The sequence below is a fragment of the Microseira sp. BLCC-F43 genome (genome assembly GCF_041929235.1).
Taxonomy (GTDB): domain Bacteria; phylum Cyanobacteriota; class Cyanobacteriia; order Cyanobacteriales; family Aerosakkonemataceae; genus Microseira.
In genome coordinates, this window is sequence record NZ_JBHFNP010000314.1 from 17,507 (window position 1) to 39,029 (window position 21,523).

Annotated in this window: 13 protein-coding genes; 7 read left to right on the forward strand and 6 right to left on the reverse strand. The window is 46.8% G+C overall.

Annotated features, from left to right (window positions below):
* Positions 1-46 precede the first annotated feature (46 nt).
* From ACE1CM_RS42150 to ACE1CM_RS42175, 6 genes are all read right to left on the reverse strand, one after another.
* Positions 47-2,920 (reverse strand): response regulator, encoded by a 2,874-nt coding sequence (locus ACE1CM_RS42150; RefSeq protein ID WP_374885255.1) that lies wholly within the window; start codon positions 2,918-2,920, stop codon positions 47-49.
* Positions 2,921-3,202: 282 nt separating this feature from the next.
* On the reverse strand, positions 3,203-4,489 hold the full coding sequence (locus ACE1CM_RS42155; RefSeq protein ID WP_374885256.1) for a putative bifunctional diguanylate cyclase/phosphodiesterase: 1,287 nt from the start codon (positions 4,487-4,489) through the stop codon (positions 3,203-3,205).
* A 15-nt stretch (positions 4,490-4,504) separates the two neighbouring features.
* Positions 4,505-4,990, reverse strand: a complete 486-nt coding sequence (locus ACE1CM_RS42160; RefSeq protein ID WP_374885258.1) for a response regulator — start codon at positions 4,988-4,990, stop codon at positions 4,505-4,507.
* A gap of 395 nt (positions 4,991-5,385) precedes the next feature.
* Positions 5,386-9,471: an NB-ARC domain-containing protein gene (locus ACE1CM_RS42165; protein WP_374885259.1), complete on the reverse strand. Its 4,086-nt coding sequence runs from the start codon at positions 9,469-9,471 to the stop codon at positions 5,386-5,388.
* Positions 9,472-9,553: 82 nt separating this feature from the next.
* Complete coding sequence (locus ACE1CM_RS42170; protein WP_374885261.1) at positions 9,554-10,393, reverse strand: prephenate/arogenate dehydrogenase; 840 nt, start codon at positions 10,391-10,393, stop codon at positions 9,554-9,556.
* Positions 10,394-10,509: 116 nt separating this feature from the next.
* Positions 10,510-12,348, reverse strand: coding sequence for an APC family permease (locus ACE1CM_RS42175; RefSeq protein WP_374885262.1), 1,839 nt, complete (start codon positions 12,346-12,348; stop codon positions 10,510-10,512).
* A 419-nt stretch (positions 12,349-12,767) separates the two neighbouring features.
* Between ACE1CM_RS42175 and ACE1CM_RS42180 the strand changes: the two genes are divergently transcribed.
* From ACE1CM_RS42180 to ACE1CM_RS42210, 7 genes are all read left to right on the forward strand, one after another.
* Positions 12,768-14,309, forward strand: coding sequence for a pentapeptide repeat-containing protein (locus ACE1CM_RS42180; RefSeq protein ID WP_374885263.1), 1,542 nt, complete (start codon positions 12,768-12,770; stop codon positions 14,307-14,309).
* 123 nt (positions 14,310-14,432) lie between these two features.
* The gene (locus ACE1CM_RS42185; protein WP_374885265.1) at positions 14,433-15,992 is read left to right on the forward strand and encodes a pentapeptide repeat-containing protein; all 1,560 of its coding nucleotides are present in this window, start codon (positions 14,433-14,435) and stop codon (positions 15,990-15,992) included.
* Positions 15,993-16,645: 653 nt separating this feature from the next.
* The gene (locus ACE1CM_RS42190; RefSeq protein WP_374885266.1) at positions 16,646-17,248 is read left to right on the forward strand and encodes a DUF1517 domain-containing protein; all 603 of its coding nucleotides are present in this window, start codon (positions 16,646-16,648) and stop codon (positions 17,246-17,248) included.
* A 74-nt stretch (positions 17,249-17,322) separates the two neighbouring features.
* Entirely contained in the window at positions 17,323-18,216 is an 894-nt protein-coding gene (locus ACE1CM_RS42195; protein ID WP_374885268.1) for a hypothetical protein, read from the forward strand.
* Between the two features lie 157 nt (positions 18,217-18,373).
* Complete coding sequence (locus tag ACE1CM_RS42200; RefSeq protein WP_374885270.1) at positions 18,374-19,954, forward strand: ATP-dependent DNA helicase; 1,581 nt, start codon at positions 18,374-18,376, stop codon at positions 19,952-19,954.
* Between the two features lie 535 nt (positions 19,955-20,489).
* Complete coding sequence (locus ACE1CM_RS42205) at positions 20,490-20,702, forward strand: DUF2839 domain-containing protein (protein ID WP_374885272.1); 213 nt, start codon at positions 20,490-20,492, stop codon at positions 20,700-20,702.
* A gap of 311 nt (positions 20,703-21,013) precedes the next feature.
* On the forward strand, positions 21,014-21,382 hold the full coding sequence (locus ACE1CM_RS42210; protein ID WP_374885274.1) for a DUF1815 family protein: 369 nt from the start codon (positions 21,014-21,016) through the stop codon (positions 21,380-21,382).
* Positions 21,383-21,523 lie beyond the last annotated feature (141 nt).

Genomic DNA, 21,523 nt, shown 5'->3' on the forward strand with positions numbered 1-21,523 from the left:
GATTGAGCCATTAGCCATTAGCCATTAGCCGATCTGAAAGAGATAACTAGCAACTTGAGTTATTAAATAAATTTTCGATTAAACTTTCAATCGCTTCAAAATCAAAATTATCGACAAGCTTAGCTAAAGCGGCAGCTAATGTTGCGCGTTCAGAGCGAATTTGTTCAATTAACCGGAAAGCAGCTTCAGAATCTGCTAAAGCTGCCGCTTGATAAAGGGAATTCAACCAACTTTCCGGTAAAACCGCTAAATCTTCAGGCGTTAAAGCCTTGTCGCTATTATCTCCTAAATTTGCAGTTTTGACCGATTCATTTTTTTCAGAGATATATAGCACTCCAATATGCTTATTCATTAAGTTAAAAATATCCATTTCGCGGAAAGGTTTACGCAAAAAATCGTCGCATCCAGCAGCAATAATAATCGATCGCTCTTCTTCAACGGTACTCGCCGTCAGCGCAATAATTTTTGTATTTTTACCTTGAATTGTGGCCTTGATTTGTTTAGTTGCATCAATACCATCCATCACCGGCATCCGCATATCCATCCAAATTAAATGCGGCTCAAAACTTTGGCAAATTTCTACAGCTTCCAGTCCATTACTCGCTTCTTTAACTGCAAAACCCAGGGGTTGTAATAGTTGCAATAACAGGTGACGATTGTAATCTTTGTCATCTACCACTAATATCCGATACTGGGGTTGATTGGGTGCTAAACCAATAACAATATTTTCAGAATTATCGGTTGTTATTTCACTATTTTCAACGACATTTACCGAAATATAAAAATTTAAAATACTGCCGCTTCCGACTTGACTTTTAACGCTCATCTCTCCCCCCATCAACTGCACGAATTTGCGAGCGATGGGCAATCCCAAACCCGTTCCTTCTGCTTGTTGTCCGGCTTTGGTTTGCACAAAGGCTGCAAAAATGCTGTCGAGTTCTTCAGGAGGAATGCCAACTCCGGTGTCTGCAACTGAAAAATTTAATTGGGAATTGCGTTCCCAGGCAGATCCAGGGAACGAGGGTAATTGGGAATTGTCTTTTTCATGACCTATTACCAATGACCCATTACCCATTACCACTTTTAAAGTAACGCTTCCTTTCTGAGTAAATTTAATCGCATTGCTGAGTAAGTTAATTAAAACTTGGCGCAGTTTGAGGGGGTCGGTTTGGATGTAGCGAGGTACTTGGGGGTCGATTTGGAAAATTAGCTGTAACTGCTTGGTTTCAGCTTTGAGCCAAAACAAAGATTCCAACTCATCGAGTAGGGAATAGAGGTCGAAGTTTTGGGGGTTAAAAGTTGTGCGATTTGCTTCAATTTTGGATAAATCTAAAATATCGTTAATCAGGTCGAGGAGGTGTTCGCCGCTGCGGTTAATAATGGCAAGATTTTCCCGATGTTTTAATGGGAGATCCTTGCTTTTAATTGTAAGTCGAGCAAAGCCGAGAATGGCATTTAAAGGCGATCGTAACTCGTGACTCATGTTGGCGAGGAAGGCGCTTTTGGCGCGGGATGCGGCTTCGGCGGCGTCCAAAGCTGTTGCTAGTTGTTCTTGGGTGCGCTGGCGCTGGATAATTTCTTGTTCGAGGGATTGGGTGCGTAAGCGCACTTTTTGTTCGAGCGATCGCGCATACTCTTCCAGTTGTGCGCGAGATAGCTGAATTTCCCGACTCATCCGATTAAACGAATCTGCCAACACCTTTAATTCTGCACTACCTTCCACATCCACCCGCTGATTGAGTTCGCCGCTGGCTATTTTTTGACTCGCTGCGCTTAACTTAAGAATCGGTCGCGTTACAGTTCGCGCCGTCAAAATGCCAATAATAATTGCCAATCCCAACGCTCCCAAACAAAGCAAAATTGTTCTTTGGGTATTGGCATGAATTTGTTCCATGAAATCCGATTCTGGAACTACCACCACAATTAACCAATCCAACCCAAATTGCTCGGAAAACGGCGTTATTTTCACCAATTGCCGTTCGCCATTCAGTTTAAAACTGAGTTGCTTGCTGCGGTCAATAGTATAAAAATTGCCAAAGCTTTCTTGCAGGTAATTTGCCGTAGATCGAATCAAAGCATTGCTACTTTCTTTAGCATACAATTGTCGCAGTTTTTGCACATCAAAGGGTAATATATCCGATGAACTAGCTACCAGGGTTCCCTCTCGCTCGATAATAAAAGTTTCCCCAGACTGCCCCAATTCTACGCGCCTGAGAAACTCTCCCACCGAAGAAAGCAAACAATCTACCCCAATCGCTCCCCGCAGTCGCCCTGAAGAATCGTATACCGGCTGCGCGATCGCAATTTTGGGGCTTTTTTGCCTAAAATCGGGGTAAACTCGACTCCAAACCGGATCGCCCGCCCGCATCGCGTCTTGATACCAAGGGCGGTTTCTGGGGTCGAAACTTTCCATAGTTTCTGTTAGCTTTACCGCATTTCCCAGGGAATCAACCGTATAGCTATAGTATCGATTGTTGGTAGCTTTCCCCGCCCTGCCAATTAGCCAGATTTTGCCTTTTCGCAGTCCCAAACCTGTAAATTCCCCTTCGGTACTGCCAAAAAAAATTGCCGATCCGCACACGCGATCGAACAAAAACCGCTGCTGCCAAAATTGGCGCGTCAAGCTATTGGGATCTTGCAGGTTTATCTGCCCATGTTGAATCGCTTCGGCATTAATTTGATTGATGACTTGGGGATTTTCCAAGTAGTGTTTCAGTTGCTGTTCAATGCGATCGCTCACCTTATTCATCAACTGACTCGCAAGTTCTTCCACCGCCCTTTGCCCGTTTGTAAACGAAAGATACCCCACAATTCCCACTGTCGCAACAATTTGCAAGACAACGGGAACGATCAGGACAGTTCGCAACGGGACTTTACCCGATAGCTTGGCGAGTTTGCGTTTGATGAGTTTAACTAACATAGGGCGATCGAGCCATCTTTCCCCCTATTTTGTACCAAAGACTCGCGAGATTTTAGATTTCTCGTTTTTTCTCGTTCCCAGGTTTTCTCGTTTCTCGTTCCCAGGTTCTCGTTTCTCGTTTCTCGTTCCCAGGTTCAACCTGGGAACGAATTATCGGAGGTGGAACCTCCCTTTTCTCGTTCCCAGGTTTAACCTGGGAACGAATTATCGGAGGTGGAACCTCCCTTAATACAATACATTAGTACGCCGATCCCCCTTGTCCTCCTTGTCTTCCTTGTCATTTCAGCACCGAGGTTCTCTGGCAATTAGTTCGATAACTTCCTCCGGTGGTAAAGGTTGAGAAAAGAAGTATCCTTGACCGCAGTCGCAGTCTAACATTCGCAGTCGCTCTAATTGTTCAATTGTTTCAATTCCTTCAGCGATCGCATTCATTCCCATTGTCTTGGCAAGGCGAATAATTGCTGGCACAATTCCCGTATTGATCGGCGTTTCATTCAGGTTCTGCACAAAAAATTTGTCTACCTTGAGCGCATTAACTGGTAGAGAATGCAAGTAACTCAACGAAGAGTACCCGATGCCAAAGTCATCAATACTCAACTCAATTTTTCTGCTGCTTAATTGCTTCAGTAGCGACACAGTTACTTGGGACTTTTCCATCAGCGCAGTTTCAGTAATTTCCAGTTTTAAGCAGTAGGGATTGAGTTGGGTTTGAATCAGAATTTGGTCAATCAGGTCGAGCAAGTCTCCTTGGCTAAACTGTTGCGGGGACAAATTGATGCTGATTTTGAAAGAATCATTCACCATTCCTGCTGCTTGCCACTGGCGAAGTTGATGGCAAGCTTCCTGCAATACCCAATTGCCAATAGGGGCAATCAAACCAGTTTCATCGGCTACCGGAATAAACTCGGCTGGAGCAATTAAACCCCTGGTGGGATGCTGCCAGCGTAGCAAAGCTTCTACTCCATCAATTTTACCCGTATTTAGGCAAATAATCGGTTGATAGTAGACTATAAATTCTTGTTTTTTAATCGCTTTACGCAGTTCTTTTTCTATCTGTAAAAACCGGCTTGCTTCCTGGTGCAGGGTAATATCAAAAATTTGATAGCGGGATTTTCCCAGTTCTTTGGCACGCCCCATCGCCGTCGCTGCATCTCGCAGAATATGTTCTGGTTGTTGATAATCTCGACCACCCAAACATATTCCAATACTGGCACTGATAAATACTTCATGTCCTTGCAGGTTAAAAGGCTGCTTCAGGGCTGCTAATATTTTATTAGCGACTTCAGAGGCACTGGTGATATCTTGAGCCTCGGTCAGGAGAATGGCAAATTCATCGTCTCCTAACCGCGCGATCGTGTCTTGTTCGCTCAAATTATCTTGTAAGCGACGACCCATAGCATTGAGCAGTTCATCTCCTACGAAATATCCCAGGGAATTGTTGATTACTTTGAAGCGATCGCCATCTAAAAATAGCACCCCAAACCGATAGTTATGCTCAATTTTAGAGCGGTTTATCGCTGAATTCAACTCTTCCATAAACAACACCCGATTTGGTAAACCCGTCAGCATATCGTGACGGACAATTTACATTTGATTTTTAGCATACTTTATCTGATCTTCCCGTGCTTGTGTTAATTCTTCAATTCGCCGATCTAGTAACATAATTTCTTTTCCTGCTACCCTCAACGATAGATAAGTCTGAACTTTGACTAAAAGTTCATCGATGACTAATGGTTTGTTAATATAATCAACTCCGCCGACTTCAAAGGCTTTTAGCCTGTCAAATCCCTCATTGAGAGCGCTCAAGAAAATTACTGGAATTTTCGCTGTTTTTGGTTCTGATTTCAATCTACGACAAACCTCATATCCATTCAATCCCGGCATCATAATATCCAGTAAAATTAAATCAATATCGACGGTTGTTGACGCCCTCAACGCCAATTCACCGTTGATGGCTTTGAGAACGTTATACCCTTGTTGAGTTAGCACGGAATCTAGCAAGCGCAAGTTCGTTGGCAAGTCGTCAACAATGAGAATGGTTGCTGAAGAAAACAACAGATTCTGATTCATCGCTTAAGGTTAGTTGAAGTGATAGGACGGAGATTTCCGCATACTGTCTTGATAATTCCAGTGTTAGCTTGCCCAAGTGCTTTTATGGGAGAAGATAGTGGCTTTAAAAAGAACTTAAGAAAAAGAAGAAAAAGTAAAGGCGCTGGCAAAAGTCCGCGCACATCTGAACCTAGGTGAGGAATGCGCGTTCTCATGCCAGAGGTTTAAGGACTTTTGCCCTTACTACGAACAATGAACCCAATTTGTTACTATTTTACCAGATTGAGAGTAAAAATACCATGAGTTATCAAAATGTAAAAAACCCCCAGCTGATTTCACCTCCCCTTGACCCTGGGAGTCCGACAACTTGTTGACGCAGCATTGCCAATTATTGCTGGAGAGATTCGTAGGTATTGTTAGAAAAACCGGGTTTCTTGATGTTCAATTGCTCCTAATGCCTTTAAGGTTAATTTCTGTGCGGGGGTCAATCCCGTCACCCCGGTAATATTCGTGCCTTCATAAATTCTTTCCGGTCTAAGCGTGTCTAAACAAACCCCGGTTTCTACATCCCAAAACTTTATTGTTTCATCGTTACTGCTACTAACTAAAGTTTTACCATCGGGAGTAAACGCCACCGACCACACGGCGCTATTATGCCCTTCTAATACTTTAATACACCGCCCCTCGCTCACATCCCAAAGTCGAATTGTTTGGTCAACGCTACTACTTGCTAAAATCCCCCCATGCCCCCCTTGGTAAGGGGGGTATGGGGGGATCGGACTAAAGGCAACTGACCAAACTAAACTTTGATGACCTTGCAGGGTTTGATGGGGAGAGGGGTTAGGGGTGAGGTTTTGCAGGTTCCAAAGTTTAACGGTTCCATCTTCGCTGGCACTGGCGAGAATTTTCCCATCGAGACTAAAGGCAATTGACCAAATTAATCCCTGATGTCCAAATAAAGTTTTTATGCATTCTCCCGTGGTGATATCCCAAAGTCGAATTGTTTGATCGGCACTGCTGCTAGCTAAAATCCCCCCTTTGTAAGGGGGGTGAGGGGGGATCGGACTAAAGGCAACAGATAACACCCAACTATCGTGTCCCGACAGTATTCGCAGACAGTGACGGTTACTAATATCCCAAAGTCGAATTGTTTGGTCGGAACTACCGCTAGCTAAAATTTTGCCATTGCGACTAAACGCCAGCGACCAAACGCACCCTGTATGTCCTAAAAGTTGAATTGGGGATAAATTTTCTCGACTAATTTTATCTGCAATTCCTGTTTTATTTAGCTGCCAAAGGCAGATGGTTTTATCTTCGCTACCGCTGGCTAAGATCCCCCCATGCCCCCCTTGCCAAGGGGGGTTGGCGGCGATAGAATTTCCCCCAAGGTCAGGGCGGTTGGCGGCGATAGAATTTCCCCCAAGGTCAGGGCGGTTGGCGGCGATAGAATTTCCCCCAAGGTCAGGGTTGGCGGCGATAGCATTTCCCCCAAGGTCAGGGTTGGCGGCGATAGAATTTCCCCCAAGGTCAGGGCGGTTGGCGGCGATAGAATTTCCCCCAAGGTCAGGGTGGTTGGCGGCGATAGAATTTCCCCCAAGGCATTGGGGGTTGGGGGGGATCGGACTAAAGGCGAGAGTGCGGATTGATTTTTGATGTTGGGATAGAGTCCCTAAACAGCGACGGGTTGAAATATCCCAGAGACTGATGGTTTGATCTGCACCGCCAGATGCGACGATCCCCCCCTGCCCCCCCTTACCAAGGGGGGCAGGGGGGATCGCAACCGACCAAATCGAATTTGCATATCCTTGTATAGTTTGCAGCGGATTGACAGCACCGTTTTCGTTAATTTGCCACAACTTTAAGGTTTGCTTATCGCTACCTGCAATAATTTGTCCGTTGCTACTAAATGTTACCGACCAAACCTTACTGGTGAATCCCGATAATATTTGAGAGCATTCTCCTGTTTTGATATGCCAAAGTTTGATAACTTTGTCATCTCCACCTGCGATGGTTTCCCCATCCGGACTAAAGGCAATTGACCAAACAAATGTCAGATATTTACAGATAGTTTGGTGGCATTCTCCGGTTGTAATGTCCCAAATTTTAATACTTTGTCCGTCGCAACTTGCCAAATAAAGTCCATCGGGACTAAAGGCAACCGCAGAAATTTGACTTTTGTGTCCGGTGAGAATTTGACGGCAATCTCCTGTGGTTATATTCCATATTCTTACTGTTCGATCCGCACTGCCGCTGGCTAATATAACCCCCCCTTGGGATCCCCCTCCCGTCCCCCTTAAAAAGGGGGATGTGAGGGGGATCGGACTAAAGGCAACTGTATGGACGATATCGGTATGTCCTTGCAAAGTTGTAAGGCAATTTCCCGTGGAAATATCCCAGAGTTTGACCGTGCGATCGCTACTCCCACTCGCCAATATTTTACCATCCGGACTGTATGCAATTCCCCAGACCCAATTCCCATGACCGATAAACGATAAAGTATTGCGAATCGGCGATAAATTTCTCTCCCCCTCCCCAATATTTTCCGTTTCATCCTGCCACAATCGAATTGTGTTATCAAAGCTGCCACTAGCAAGCATTTTTCCGTCTGGACTAAAGCTTAAACACCAAACAGTGCTGCTATGTCCTAAGAAGCGAAACAACAATTTCCCATCTGCTACTTGCCACAAACGCACTTCCCCATCTTTATGTCCCGTCGCTAATTGCGTTCCATCCGGACTCAACGCAATTCCATAAATATTGCCAAAATTTTCGCTAAAAACCGATTTGGCTAAATTCGCCCCAGTCAAGTTAACTCGCCGTAAATTAACTCCAGGGAAATACCCTTGCCAAATTGTTAGTCCTGAAAAGTCATACCCGCTCAAATCTACTTTTAACTTAATTAGTAAATTTACCACATTGCCAGCCAGATAACCGGGAGTTGTCAGTAAATTTGACTTCAAAGATGCTATAATATTATTGAAGAATGCTATTAAATTTTCCCGGGTACCGAAACTGGTTAATAAACCTTCAACAATTGGCTGTAAAATCAAATTAAATTGCGCAGCTAGCACCGATTCAGAAGACTCGGCTTTGATTAAGGCATGGTGTTTCAGGAGGTTGAGGCTATCTGGGTTTCCCGACTCGCTGGCGGTGCGGACTTCTGCACAGACTTGCTCGAGCAAGCGAGCGCTCAAATACTCCATCACCACAGGTTGCAAAGTAAACAATTGTCCGGCGTTGGTAGTTTGGGTTTCTATCAGCGATCGCCACCCAATAAACTCCAAAGATTCCATAATTCTACCCGCTGAAACCCGAGGCACAATATCTTCCCGTAATTGGGCGAGGGAAACTGGTTCTCGATTAATAGCCAACCAATAAAGAATTTGCTTTTCTAGCGTCGCCAAGCGATCAAACTGCTGTTCTAATAAACTGCGAATCCCGTTAAAAACCGCTACCCCTTCATCCAAAAATTCAGCAATATTGCCAGCAAATAACTCTTGAATCGAAGTCGCGACAATTTTTAAAGCTAGGGGATTTCCTTGATACAGTTGCGCGAGTTGCTTGATATTTGCTTGGGAACCCCTCAGTCCTTTAGTACTTAATATTTTTTCCCCTTCTACATCGGGTAACCCCTTTAATTGCCAACAACGCACCGGCAAGCTTTCGCCTTCGAGAGACGAAATACATTGGGGTTTTTCTCGTGAAGTTAAAATCAAGCAACTTTGGTGAACCGTTTCTGCGACTCGTCTAAAAAGTTCCCCATACCCTTCATAACCTTCCCGATAGCGTCCGGCGGGACTACCAGGTTTTAACAGGGTTTCGATATTATCGAAGACTAACAAACAGCGTGATTCGCGTAAATAATGGGTGATTCGGGAAATTTTACCGCCGAGAGTTTTGGGTAAATTAACAGCAGTTTCCTGCTGCTGAGAAAGAAATTGAATTAAGTCTGGGAGGAGTTCTTCTAGAGCAGGGGCATTTTTGAGCGAGCGCCAAATCAAAAACTCAAAATTATCCCCAACTTTCTCCGCCAATTTCACCGACAGTGCCGTTTTACCAATGCCACCCATTCCCAACAGCACCACTAGACGGCAATCTGCTTCAAGCATCCACTCGGACAGACTTTCTAATTCCAACTCCCGACCGTAAAAAACCGAAACATCAACTGCCTCACCCCAATCTTGAGTAGCATTAATCCTCACAATATTGTCAATTCCCGGTTGCGTGTAATCTTGGTCTTGCAATTCCAAGTTTACTACCTGGAAAATCAACCGCAACGAACTTTCATCCGCTCCTTGTCCCCGCAATATTTTCCTGATCGTTGTCGGATGCAAACCCGAAATACTAATCAATTGAGATTTTTCAGAAATTTTGGCAGCATTGTACTTGACTCCGGTTTTATCCTCTAACTCGCTAATCCGGTTTTGCAGTTTTTTCGCTCCCTTTGGCGTCAGGACATAACCGCGATGACGCTTAGGTTGAGAAGGTGGTTTTGATTTCACGGTATATTATCCCTACTACTGGTTTAGATTTTAGATTACTCGTCAATTTCCTCACACTTCTCTTGGATTACAGAATCGGTAATTACTCCAAAAATTGAGGTCGTGCTTGTTGGGTGTGCTTCAGTTGCTGTTCTAATGCTTCCCAATCTTCCCGTTCAATATCATCGATCAATTTGTCGAGGGTGTGGCGATATTGTTGCAGACTTCGCAACAACTCCCCGCGATTGTACCGCGCCATCATCACTCCCAATTCTGGATTTCCACCTCCTACCCGCGAAGTATCTTTAAAACCAGAACTTGCCAAATTTTGGGCTAATTTTAAAACCGCCCCATCGGTTTCGTTCATACAAGCAGTTATTAACCCCGCGCTGATCATTACTGGTAAGTGGGAAATCCAAGCAACGGCGCGGTCGTGGTCTTCTGGCGTGCAAAAATAGATTTGGGAACCAAGACTTCCCGCGATTTCTTCTACAGTTTTAACCGCCTCTGGCGGCGTTGTTTCAATCGGTGTTAACACATAAGGTCTGCCCACGAATAAATTCGATATAGCCGCATCTAAACCGCTTTCTGCGGTTCCCGCCATCGGATGTCCGCCGACAAAATTAGGCCAAATCTCGCTAACTTCTGGAACGATTGGCGTTTTTACAGACCCCACATCGGTCAAAATCGCCTCAACCGAAAGATGGGGAATTAATTCCTTGACTATTGGAACAATTAATGATATTGGAGAACAAATAAAGATAACATCAGCTGTTGCCAAAAAGCTGAGATTGGTGCTGGCATCATCTACTATGCCGCGAGCGATCGCCGCCCTGCAGGTTTCTTCTTTGCGACTGACTCCCAGTATCCGATAACCTTTTGGGCGCAAATCTAACGCCAGCGAACCACCAATCAATCCCAATCCAACAATGCCAACGTTCATAGGTAATAGGTAATGGGTAATGGGTAATGAGTCTTAAAACGATTTTGGATTGAATTCACTATACAATTAGCAATTAGCAATTAGCAATTCCCAATTACCCATTACCTATTACCAATTTACAGATAATATCTGACCGTCGTAACAACGCGGCTTTTCTTCGTTCTCAAAGCAGCTTTTAAGAAAATTGTAGTTTGGTTGTGGAGAAGATTTTCCCACCAATTCCGCGTCACAAAAGCCGGGATAATGATAGTCGATAAAACCCCCGGATGTTGCGCTTCAAACTTGCCGATAAAATCCACAATGGGAGAAACCACCGAACGATAGGGAGAATCCAAAATTACCAAAGGAATATCGGGTTCTAATTCTTGCCATCGCTGTTGCAGTTTTTCTCGGTCAGTTGAACCGATATCGACGTGAACCGCTACAATTTCATCGGCAATACTGCGAGCATAATCAAGTGCTTCTACCGTTCCTCGGTTGAGATTGCCAACTACAACGACTGCTGGGTGGTTAGCGACTTCCGATTTAGGTCTGGGAATGAAACTCCTCGCCGGTATTTCACTGATACTGAGACGTTGTGCCACATATTTATAGTGACGGCGAATCGCTACAAATAAACCGACTACTAAAGGAATCGCTAAGATAACTAACCAAGCACCCAAGAAAAACTTGGTTGATATGATGACAGCGAGAACGACGCTTGTTGCGATCGCTCCCACTCCATTCATCGCAGCAGAAGCTCGCCACCCGGCAGTTTTTTCCTTAAACCAGTGGCGTACCATCCCTGCTTGGGACAGGGTAAATGAAGTAAATACCCCCACCGCATAAAGCGGAATCACGGCGCTGACTTCTCCTTTAAAGATTACCAACAAAACCGCCGCACAGAAGCTGAGAACCATAATACCATTTTCGTAGACCAAGCGATCGCCTAACAATGCTAACTGTCGAGGTAAAAATCCATCGCGGGCTAAAAAGTAACAAAGTCTGGGAAAATCGGCAAAACTGGTATTGGCTGCTAACAGTAAAATTAACAGCGTCGCGACTTGCAGAAAGTAGTAAGCCCAACTGTTATTGCCAAAAATTTGGCGTCCTAACAGGGAAACTACAGTTTGTCCTGCTTCGGGAACAATATGATAGGCATTCGCTAAAAACGTAATGCCTACAAACATAATTCCTAGAATTTCCCCCAGAAATAGCAAGGTAAGGCGAGCATTTTTCCATTCAGGCGGTTTAAACGCCAAAACTCCATCGGAAATTGCTTCTACTCCGGTAAGCGCCGTACACCCCGCAGCAAAAGCCCGCAAAATGAAAAATAAACCCAGGGATTCTTTGATGGGAACATCGGGATAAATAGGAGGGACGTAGCCGGTAAATATTTTATAGCAACCAATCCCAATCAGGACAAAAACACCAGCGATAAACCCATAGGTTGGTATCATAAAAATTTGGCCTGATTCGCGGACTCCCCGCAAATTTGCCACCATGATTAAAAGCGTAAAAACTAAGCAAAGCTCAATTGTGTAGGGTTGCAATTCCGGTTTTGCGGAAGTCAGCGCCGCAGTTCCGGCAGAAACGCTCACTGTGACGGTTAAGATATAGTCGATCATCAGCGAAGCCGCTGCAACTAACCCTGGAATTAGGCCGAGGTTTTCCCGGGCGACAATATAAGATCCCCCGCCTTTGGGATAGGCGCGAATTGTCTGGCGATAGGAGAAAATTACGATGGCTAGTAGCAGGATAATAGCGATCGCAATCGGAATCGACCAACCGAGTGCTAAGCTACCAGCAGCCACCAGCACCAGTAAAATCTCCTCCGTCGCGTAAGCTACCGACGAAAGCGCATCCGACGAAAGCACCGCCAGTGCGGCGGCGTTAGTCAATCGTTCTTCGGCATGAGCGCTTGTAGGCAACGATTTACCCACCAAAACTTGTTTAAGCTGCCAAAAAAACGACATAGATTAATCTGGGGTATTGAAGAGTTGTAGCTTTGTTCCGCTTGTGGTTAACAATAGGAAATAGGGACGCTCAAGAAAAGACTTGTAGCATTTCACCCATGCTCGTGCTAAAGTTCTTCGGCAGGTATCGATTGAGGCGTTCCTGTTCGGGGACTTGAATGCCACGCTTTGTTGTTCTCTGTTCCGCTTCCCCTACCCAGAGTACCTAATCTTTTTTGCCACAGTACCCGATGCGGATCAACAGCGTCCCTGTATACATCCCATACTTAAAAAGGAAGTAACATATTTATCCAACTGTTTAGTCAGGGTCATCAATGGTAATCCTCATACACTATGTCTATAATCGAGGTACTCGAATTTGTTGGCCCGGTCGGGGTTAGTCCCGAGCATCCAGTGAGGATGTTTTCAAGGTAGCCATAATGACAGTCGAAGAATTTTTACAGAAATACGCGGCGGGGGCCAGAAACTTTGCATCTATCAACCTGAGCGAGGCTAACCTGAGCGGCATTAATCTGAGCGGCGTCAACCTGAGTGGCGCCAACCTGAGCGTCGCCAACCTGAGTGGTGCCAACCTGAGTGGCGCCAACTTGAGCGGTGCTAAACTCAACGTTGCCAAACTCAGCGGCGCTAACCTGAGTGGCGCTAACCTGAGCGGTGCTATTCTCAACGTGGCGAATCTAGTTCGAGCCGATTTACGCGCAGCCGAACTCATGGGTGCTTCCCTGATCAGAGCCGAACTGATGCGCGCCGATCTGGGCGGCGCTAACCTCAGCGGCGCTAACCTCACAGGAGCCGATCTGGGCGAAGCAACGCTGAGGACTGCTAACCTCAGGGGCGCCAACTTAAGCGAAGCGAATCTCAGAGGTGCTTTGTTGACCGCAGCTAGCTTGCAAGAAGCCAACTTGCACGGGGCGGAACTGAATCGAGCCGATCTGGGCGCAGCCGACCTCAGAGGGACGGAACTCAGACAAGTCAATCTTGGTTTAGCCAATCTCAGCGGTGCTGACTTAAGCGGGTCGAATTTGAGGTGGGCGGACTTAAGCGGGGTAAATTTGAGTTGGGCTAACCTGAGCGAAGCGAAATTGAGCGGCGCCTCCTTGAGTGGAGCAGACTTGAGCCACGCTAATTTGTTGAATGCTAGTCTGGTTCACGCGGATTTAAGCAGCGCCAATTTAATTAAGGCAGATTGGGCGGGAGCCGATTTAACCTGCGCCACCATCACCGGAGCCAAACTTTATGCGGCTTCGCGTTTCGGTCTCAAGACAGAAGGATTAATCTGCGAGTGGGTGGACTTGAGTCCCGATGGGGATCGCAGCCAAATTTACCGCTTCTCAAAAGGAGAAGCCAAAAAGTTTTTTCTTCAAACTTTACCCACAGTCCGCATTATCGTTGATGCCCCACTCGACCAAGACGCCAACTTAGCCTTAGCTTTCACTTACCATCAACTCGCAGTCGCCTACCCCGTCATCAGTCGTCCACCCAGCATTGAAGTCAGCGATCGCAGAACAACTTTAACCTTTAAAATTGACAACGACGAGCTATTGTTTGCCACGGCTTACCTTGCCATATTTCCGTTTCAAGATGCTGCGAGCGCTCAGAAAAATCTCCTCACGTTGTCCCAAGTTAAAGCAGACGAAGAATCCATTGGCATCCAAGAGCAATATTGGTTAGAAAAAATCGCGATCGCTCTAGAACAAGTAGTTAAAATTTTAGAAAAAGTTAAAACAGAGGAAGGTTTAACTAAGGCCAGAAAAGAGAAATTTTTTCAAACGCCAACGCAGATTATTTTAACAAATTCTAGCGATCAAGCTTTAAATATATACGATCATCCTAGCTTTGGCAAACGTTTGAGCGGTTCAGTGGCATTGATTGCTTACCCCCAAGAAACCGCCATCAAACCACAAAAAAACCCCCGGATGACAAGGCCTGGATTGTTGAATTTCCTCAGCAGCTTTCATTGAATAAAATTAAAAGTTTTAACCAGGGGGTAGACAAGTTAAAAAAATGTTATGATAAAGTGATAGGATTTAAAATCAGAAACACAGACAATCTTTAACTATCTATCTGCTGACAAGGTAGCCCGAATGGAAGTAGAAGAACTGCTAAACCAATACGCAGCAGGAGAAAGAAACTTTGCTGGTATCAATCTAAGCGAAGCTAAACTAAGTGGCGTCAACTTGAGCGGCGCAAATTTGAGCAGGGCAAATTTGAGCGTAGCAAACTTAAGCGGCGCCAACTTAAGCGGAGCTAACTTAAGTGATGCCAAACTCAACGTCGCCAGACTGAGCGGAGCAAACTTGAGCGGAGCCAACTTAAAGAGAACAATTCTCAACGTCGCCAACTTAATTCGGGCTGACTTTACCAGCGCCGATATGACGGGCGCTGCACTAATCAGAGCGGAACTGATCCGCGCCGAATTCAGCAAAGCCAACCTCAGCGGTGCAGATCTCAACGGTGCAGATTTCCGAGAAGCAAGGCTAAGACAGGCTAACCTAACTCGGGCTAACCTGAATCAGGCTAACGGCAGGGGCAGCTCATTCACAGAAGCCGACTTGGAAGGGGCTAACTTGCACGGAGCCGATCTCAACCGAGCAGACCTCAGCGCAGCTAATTTAAGAGATGCAGATCTCAGACAAGCAAATCTGAGCTGCGCCAACTTGAGTGGAGCCAACTTGAGTGGCGCAAATCTGAGATGGGTGGATTTGAGTGGGGGAGTGCTGAGATGGGCAGACTTGAACGAAGCCAAATTGAGCGGTGCCAACTTAATGGGAGCCGACTTAAGCAGCGCCAACTTACAGAATGCCAGTTTGGTTTACGGAGACCTGACGCAAACTCGATTGATCCGGGCAGATATGACCGACGCCGATCTATCGGGAGCGATTATCACCGGGTCTAAAATTTATGGCGTTGCGCGCTTCGGGCTGAAAACAGAAGGCATGATCTGCGAGTGGGTGGATTTAAGTGCGAATGGCGATCGCAGCCAAATCCAACGCTTCAACAGCGAAGAAGAAGCCAAAAGGTTTTTTCATCAAACCTTACCCACAGTACAAATTATTATCGACGCACCCTTAGACCAAGAAGCTCACTTTACCTTAGCTGCTACCTACTATCAACTCTCTCAACAATACTCGGTACTTTCCCAACCCCCCAGTATTAAAGTAGGCCGCCGCCGCACTCTCCTGACGTTTGCCATCGACAACGAAATTCAATTATTTGCTACCGCTTTCGTAGCAATTTTACCCTTTGAAGATGCAAGTCAAACCAAAAAAACCATCATCGCTTTAATGCAAATGCTTCAATCCCCTGGAGCGGAAAAATTGGAAATTAAAGATTTTAAAGTGATACAAAGCCTGAGTAAAATTCTCAATCAAACAGTCAGCGAAGTTTTTGAGATTCAGGTGTTAAATACTCAGTTAAGGACGGAAAAAAAGAAGTTTTTCAAAGCGCCGACCCATACAGTTTTAACCAACTCGACTTCCCAGACTTTTAGCCTTTATCATCACCCGGATTTTGGCAAACGTCTGGTTAAAGCATCGAGTTTCAACAGTCCCGATCTAGTCACGTCCATCGAGCCGATGGCATTTACCCTACCGCCCCTGAGTATGCTGATTGATTTTATCAAAAAATTTCCGATGGAAACATAGCAGGTTTGAGGCGAAAAATCAACCCAATTATAGACCCAAGCAACCCTGGCGAATCGATAAAATTAAAATAGATTTGAAGTAAACTAAAAGCGCGAATAAATTGTAGCGCGTTGTCAACGACCCACCCCTATTAGGGGTGGGGCTTCACAGCCGTGAAGCCCACAGTTGACCAGACTAAGTCGGGACTTAGGCACGCGGGGCCAAAAACAAAGGTGATGCGTCAATCTCGCGACTGGAAACCCAGGAATTTTCCGAGAAACCGGGTTTTTTTGCGACAGCGCACGCGGGGCCAAAAACAAAGGTGATGCGTCAATATCGCCACTGGAAACCCAGGAGTTTTCCGAGAAACCGGGTTTTTTTGCCTAAGTCCTGTAAGTATCTCGCATAATACGTTTAGGGCAAGCGTTCTGTGAACCTACCTTGGGATGCGTAGCCCGTCCCTTGCTCTAGAACCGAACGATTAAACAGATTTATCGGTTAAGTCAGTGTCGTTTGGAGAGTTACCGACCCTGAACGTTGTCGAGGCTAACTTTACCCCGCAAGGGAGTCGGCAGCAATTGCCTTTTCTTTGACGGCAACTAGCAGTTGCCTGTGAACCTCCCACCCCTAATAGGGGTGGGCTGCCAAACGAGGTATTTTGTGAGGGAAAAATCATGAGTGATTGGCGCGATGGCTTGCGGAAAACGATGGGCAAAACTCGCTTTGTCGTGTGTCGCCTGTTTATCCACCTAGCCGGTGACCAAGTAGCGCCCCTCCTGGGCGTCATGAATCGAGTCGCAAGGCAGGCAATCGACTCGGAAGGCGAATTAGAAGTCTTAGGCGAAGGATTGGTCGAAATCTGCGAAAGCCTATTGCAGTACGATACCTACTGGCAATCAGCCGCCAACGAAGGCGATGTATTGTGGGACGAAGGCGAAGCGGGCAACTATTTCAACGATTTGTTTACCGACTCGGCGCAACGCTACCTCAGCGAACCAGACCTGGGAACACCTGGAGGAGCGAGAGATACATTCTCCTTGCCAGTGACTCGCAACCTAATTCTGATGATAACAGTAGCCGTTGAAGGCGAAGTGCCGCAATTAGAAACGGATTTGGCGAATATCGCCGCACTCAAAGCCGGATTAAAGGCGTTGATTAACTTACACTATCAAAAAACCCTGCGAGCGATTCAAGTTCATTTCTCACCCGCTCAATTGGGAGATGAATTAACCAGCGACCAACTGTTACAGCATTTCCCGGAATTAATTCCGCTCTAACTGGGAGTTGGCGTCAAATTGAACCCTCGTCGTGGTAAATAATTAACCGATCTGCCACCTGTTGTGAAATTCTCATGATTGCTTACTCATCCCGGATGCGTAAAATCGCAGTAATATTCCTAACGCTGACCTTGTGTTGGACAACCGTTGCTTGTAGCGGTTCTAACTCAACCACACAACAACCCCCGAGCCAAAATGTCGCGGTAGGGCCCCAGAGTCGCTCCAACCTGAGTAGCGGCGAGTATGCAGTGCAACAAGCCAGCTACAGCGATGCCAATGGGGAATACACCTTGTTTTTACTCAATACACCTGCGGGTACTCCCCCAACTTATCGCACCAGCAATTTACAGATGGCGCGACTGACACCGGAAGAAGTTTCTGCCGGTAAAAAGAGCTATCTCAAAATTGACAACAATCAAGCGTCTTTGCACTTGACTGAAGACTTCAAAATCGAGTACGTCCGCGCGGTGAGCGAAACCCGAACCGATCCCCAAACCGGACAACCCCAAACGGTGATTGTACGTCAGGAATCTGGCGGCTTTTGGGCACCGTTTGCAGGTGCTGTGGCGGGTAGTGTGGTCGGCAATATGTTATTTAGGCCCCAGTACTACGTGCCGCCGGTTTATCAACCCGGTGCGACGGTTATGACTGGCTTTGGCGGATATGGCAGCACTTATGACCAAGCCGTCAACCAGTATCAAACCCGTTACCAAACGCCGCCACCCGCAGTCAGAAATCGTCCCGCCTATCTCCGCACCACGGGTCGGATCAGAAGCTATCCTTCTGGCGACTCAACCGTGCGGACAAGTCCGCGCGTTAATACAAGCGATCGCCCCACAGGTTCCGGTTTCGGTTCCAGTACCCTGCGCTCCTCCGATAAATCCCGTCCCAGCAGTTATGGGCGCGGTTCCAGCAGCTTCGGCAGCGGACGTCCTGCGAGCAGCGGCTTCGGCAGCAGGCGGCGTTAATATCCTTGGGCATGGGGCATCCGGAAGACGACGCGGTGAAGCGGTGACGCGCTGACACGGGGAATTTCTCCACGTCTCCACTGCCCCCCAAGCCAGCAGGTCTTTTTATTGGCTGTGCCAAAATAAAGGACAGTCGAACAATTGCTAAAGTCGTCAGGTGATAGAGGCAGAAGTCCACAACTCACTCCGCGCCTTTCTGCGCGAGGCAGGCGAACCCCACTGGCCCCATCATTTGACGATGGCAAGGCTGGTAGCACGCGCTTTGCGGCTGGGGCGCAGCGCCCTGATGCAGGTGGGAGTTTATGGCGGCTATGCCAGATATCGCCTGAGTTACTTGACACCGGCGCTGATTTGGCCTGGACCTGCGATCTTAGTCGCTGCGGAAGCCGTTCAGCAGCGTCTCGTTAGGGTGGAAATTCCCCAGTTGCGTCAGTGGATACAGAGTTCTAAGCCAATTCGCATGGGGGATGCTTTGCCCGATGCCGATTTTCAGGGACTGTTGCTGGTGACTCCCCAAGTTTGGTTACAAGATCGTTTAACAGGGCAAAATCGGTTTGGCACTGGCATTCCCACGATTCTCGATGGCGTTGACGATCTGGAAGATTGGACGCGAAACGCCCTGACTGCCTGCATTCAACCCCAAGACTGGGAACAGTTGATGCTAGCTTGTCCGGATAAAGCAGAGGCGATCCGAGAAGCGCGGGTACAACTAACTAAGGCGGTTTTTCAGCATCCCCCTAACCCCTATGAATGCTGTCTGATTGAAACATCAGAGCAAGATATCATCAAACGCTTGTATGAAAATCTGGGGGAGGAAGCAACTGCCCCTGATGGGGAAAGCAACTGTGCCGAAGAGTGGAAAGATCGAGCTATTGAACATTTACCCGATGCCTGGAAAATTTTCTGGCAGCGGTTTTCCACTCCAGGACAGCTAATCTGGGCAGAAATTGCTCGCCCTTTGGGTCAGTTTTCCTTGTATTGCGGCCCGCTGGAGGTCGCTTGCGCGTTGAGCAAGATTTGGCAGTTGCAACCGGTGGTGTTAATTGGCGGTGCTTTGGAGTTAGATGCAGAAGCACCGATCTACCGTCAACGGATGGGATTGGGAGATTTAACTTGTCTGAAGTTTGCTCCAGACCGCAACAGCGAACTGATTAAACTGTATCTGCCCGATGGGCTACCCATGCCCAACACGCCGCAATTTCAGACAGCGCTGTTGCAAGAATTCCGCAAGTTGCTGTTGGCGATCGCACCCGTTGGGGGACTGACGGTGCTGCTAGTCGGCGATGTACCGCTGAAGGCGATTGTGGCTGCTACCCTGGCGGCTGAGTTTGGTTCGCGGGTGCAAGTGGAAAAAACTTGTTTGGATGACAACGGTATTCTGGTCACCGGGTGGGAATTCTGGCGGCAGCATCAAGGCGTTTTGCCCGCCCCCTTAGCGATCGCGATCGCCACTTTACCCATTCCCTCCCTAGAAAATCCCCTCGTTGCGGGTCGCGTTGCCTATTACAAGCAGCAACGCTTAGATTGGTTTCGCTTATATTTATTGCCAGAAGCTTTAAGCTTTTTGCAGCGCGCCATCGCCCCCGTGCGAGAATCTGCTGGTGTCGTTGCCCTGTTTGACACTCGCGCCATCCACCGCAGTTACGGTAATCTTGTACTCGCTGCCCTCAGCCCCTTTGCCCGGATTAACTATTTAGACAAGAGCTTGTTCGGTAGCGATCCGGATAATACTACCTAACTCAAGTTGCTAGTTATTAGCTTTGGCGGCAAAGAAACTAAGGTGATCGGAAAAATCGTGGGTTTGACGCTAAAGAAACTAAGGTGATCGGAAAAATCGTGCGTTTGACAGCGAGAAATCTCCGAATCAACCGGGTTTCTGACGCTGAAACCGGGTTTCTGAGGCTCGGTAATTGGTAATTGGATTGATTGGCAGTAGGGGCACACTTTAACCAGAAAAGAAACCGGGTTTCGACCACGATCTCTTTCCTGGCTCAACAATTTGGCACAGAAACCCGGTTTCTTTGATCGGAAACCGGGTTTCGACCACGATCTCTTTCCTGGCTCAACAATTTTTCACAGAAACAAAGGTGATGGCAGGTCAAACCCGCCCCTACTCTTGACAATTACCGATTACCCATTACCCATTACCAGGGTCGTTGGATGTACCTAGCAACTTACATATACCCCACTGTTGTCGTTTTGTGAAAATCTAGCCACAATTTTGAAGTGAACGCTATCATCAAGCCAAAGTTGAACTTTCACCGCAACGAGTCATGGGCGAATCTAAACGTCGTAAAGAAGCACTGGGAGAAAAATACGGTCAAGAATCTACTATCCTTCCCTGGCTGCCAATCACCAAAAGCCAAGGGGAACGGTTTGCCAAGTTAACTAACCGTGGTACTTGGCTCGGCATTATTCTTCTAATTGTTTACTGGGTAACGATCCGATTTATTGGGCCTGCCTTCGGCTGGTGGCAGGTAGATTAAAACCCGCTACAACCGGGCAACCCACTTAACTGAGTCTGGCGCAACTGATGCCAGACATAGTTTTATGGCAGCTGACGCCTTTCCCACATTCCCCCGCCAGACAGAACCCACTCTAGGTTGTTGGGGTCTAAGATCCAAGTAGATTTAGGGAAATGTGCGTTTTGCTACTTTGCTGCGTAGGCGAGTCAGTTAAAAAGGTTATAGACCTATAGGTTACAAGATTTATGGCGGATCATAACAAATTTTAAAGTGTAGAAATCTTAAAAAATATAAAAAGGTCTAAAATTAGGTGTGGTGTTTGGAGGAATACCGTGTTTATCAGATTGGCAGAACAACACCGACAATTTGTCCAAGATCTGGTGATGAACCTCCAAGCCCTAGCGATCGTGCTAGAGCGGAGAGGATATCCAGCTTCCTGCTATACCTGCGGGAATCAAATGACAAGCGCCTCTTTTATGGTCAGCTTGGGGGAAAATCATCTGATTCGATTTTTAGTGTCGGACTACGGCATCACCTGGACAGAGATGCGCGACGACCGAGAACTGATGAAGCTAGAGGGTGCTGAGGCGATCTCTCAGTTGCAGGAACTAGCCAATCTGATCAAATACAAAACTGAGCCTAGCAAGCCATATGCTGCTATTTGGCAGGGGAAAGCACCCGCAGCGGTATCAGGAGAATAAACTTTAAATAAGTTCAACTCACCGTTGACGCCATCGATGGCAACAGCTAAAGATGGGTCAAATCCTGGCTGGCAATAGGGTGTAGGTGCAAGTAACCCAATAGGGGGGATATAGCCGCTAAATTCTGTGTTCGGCGTGCCA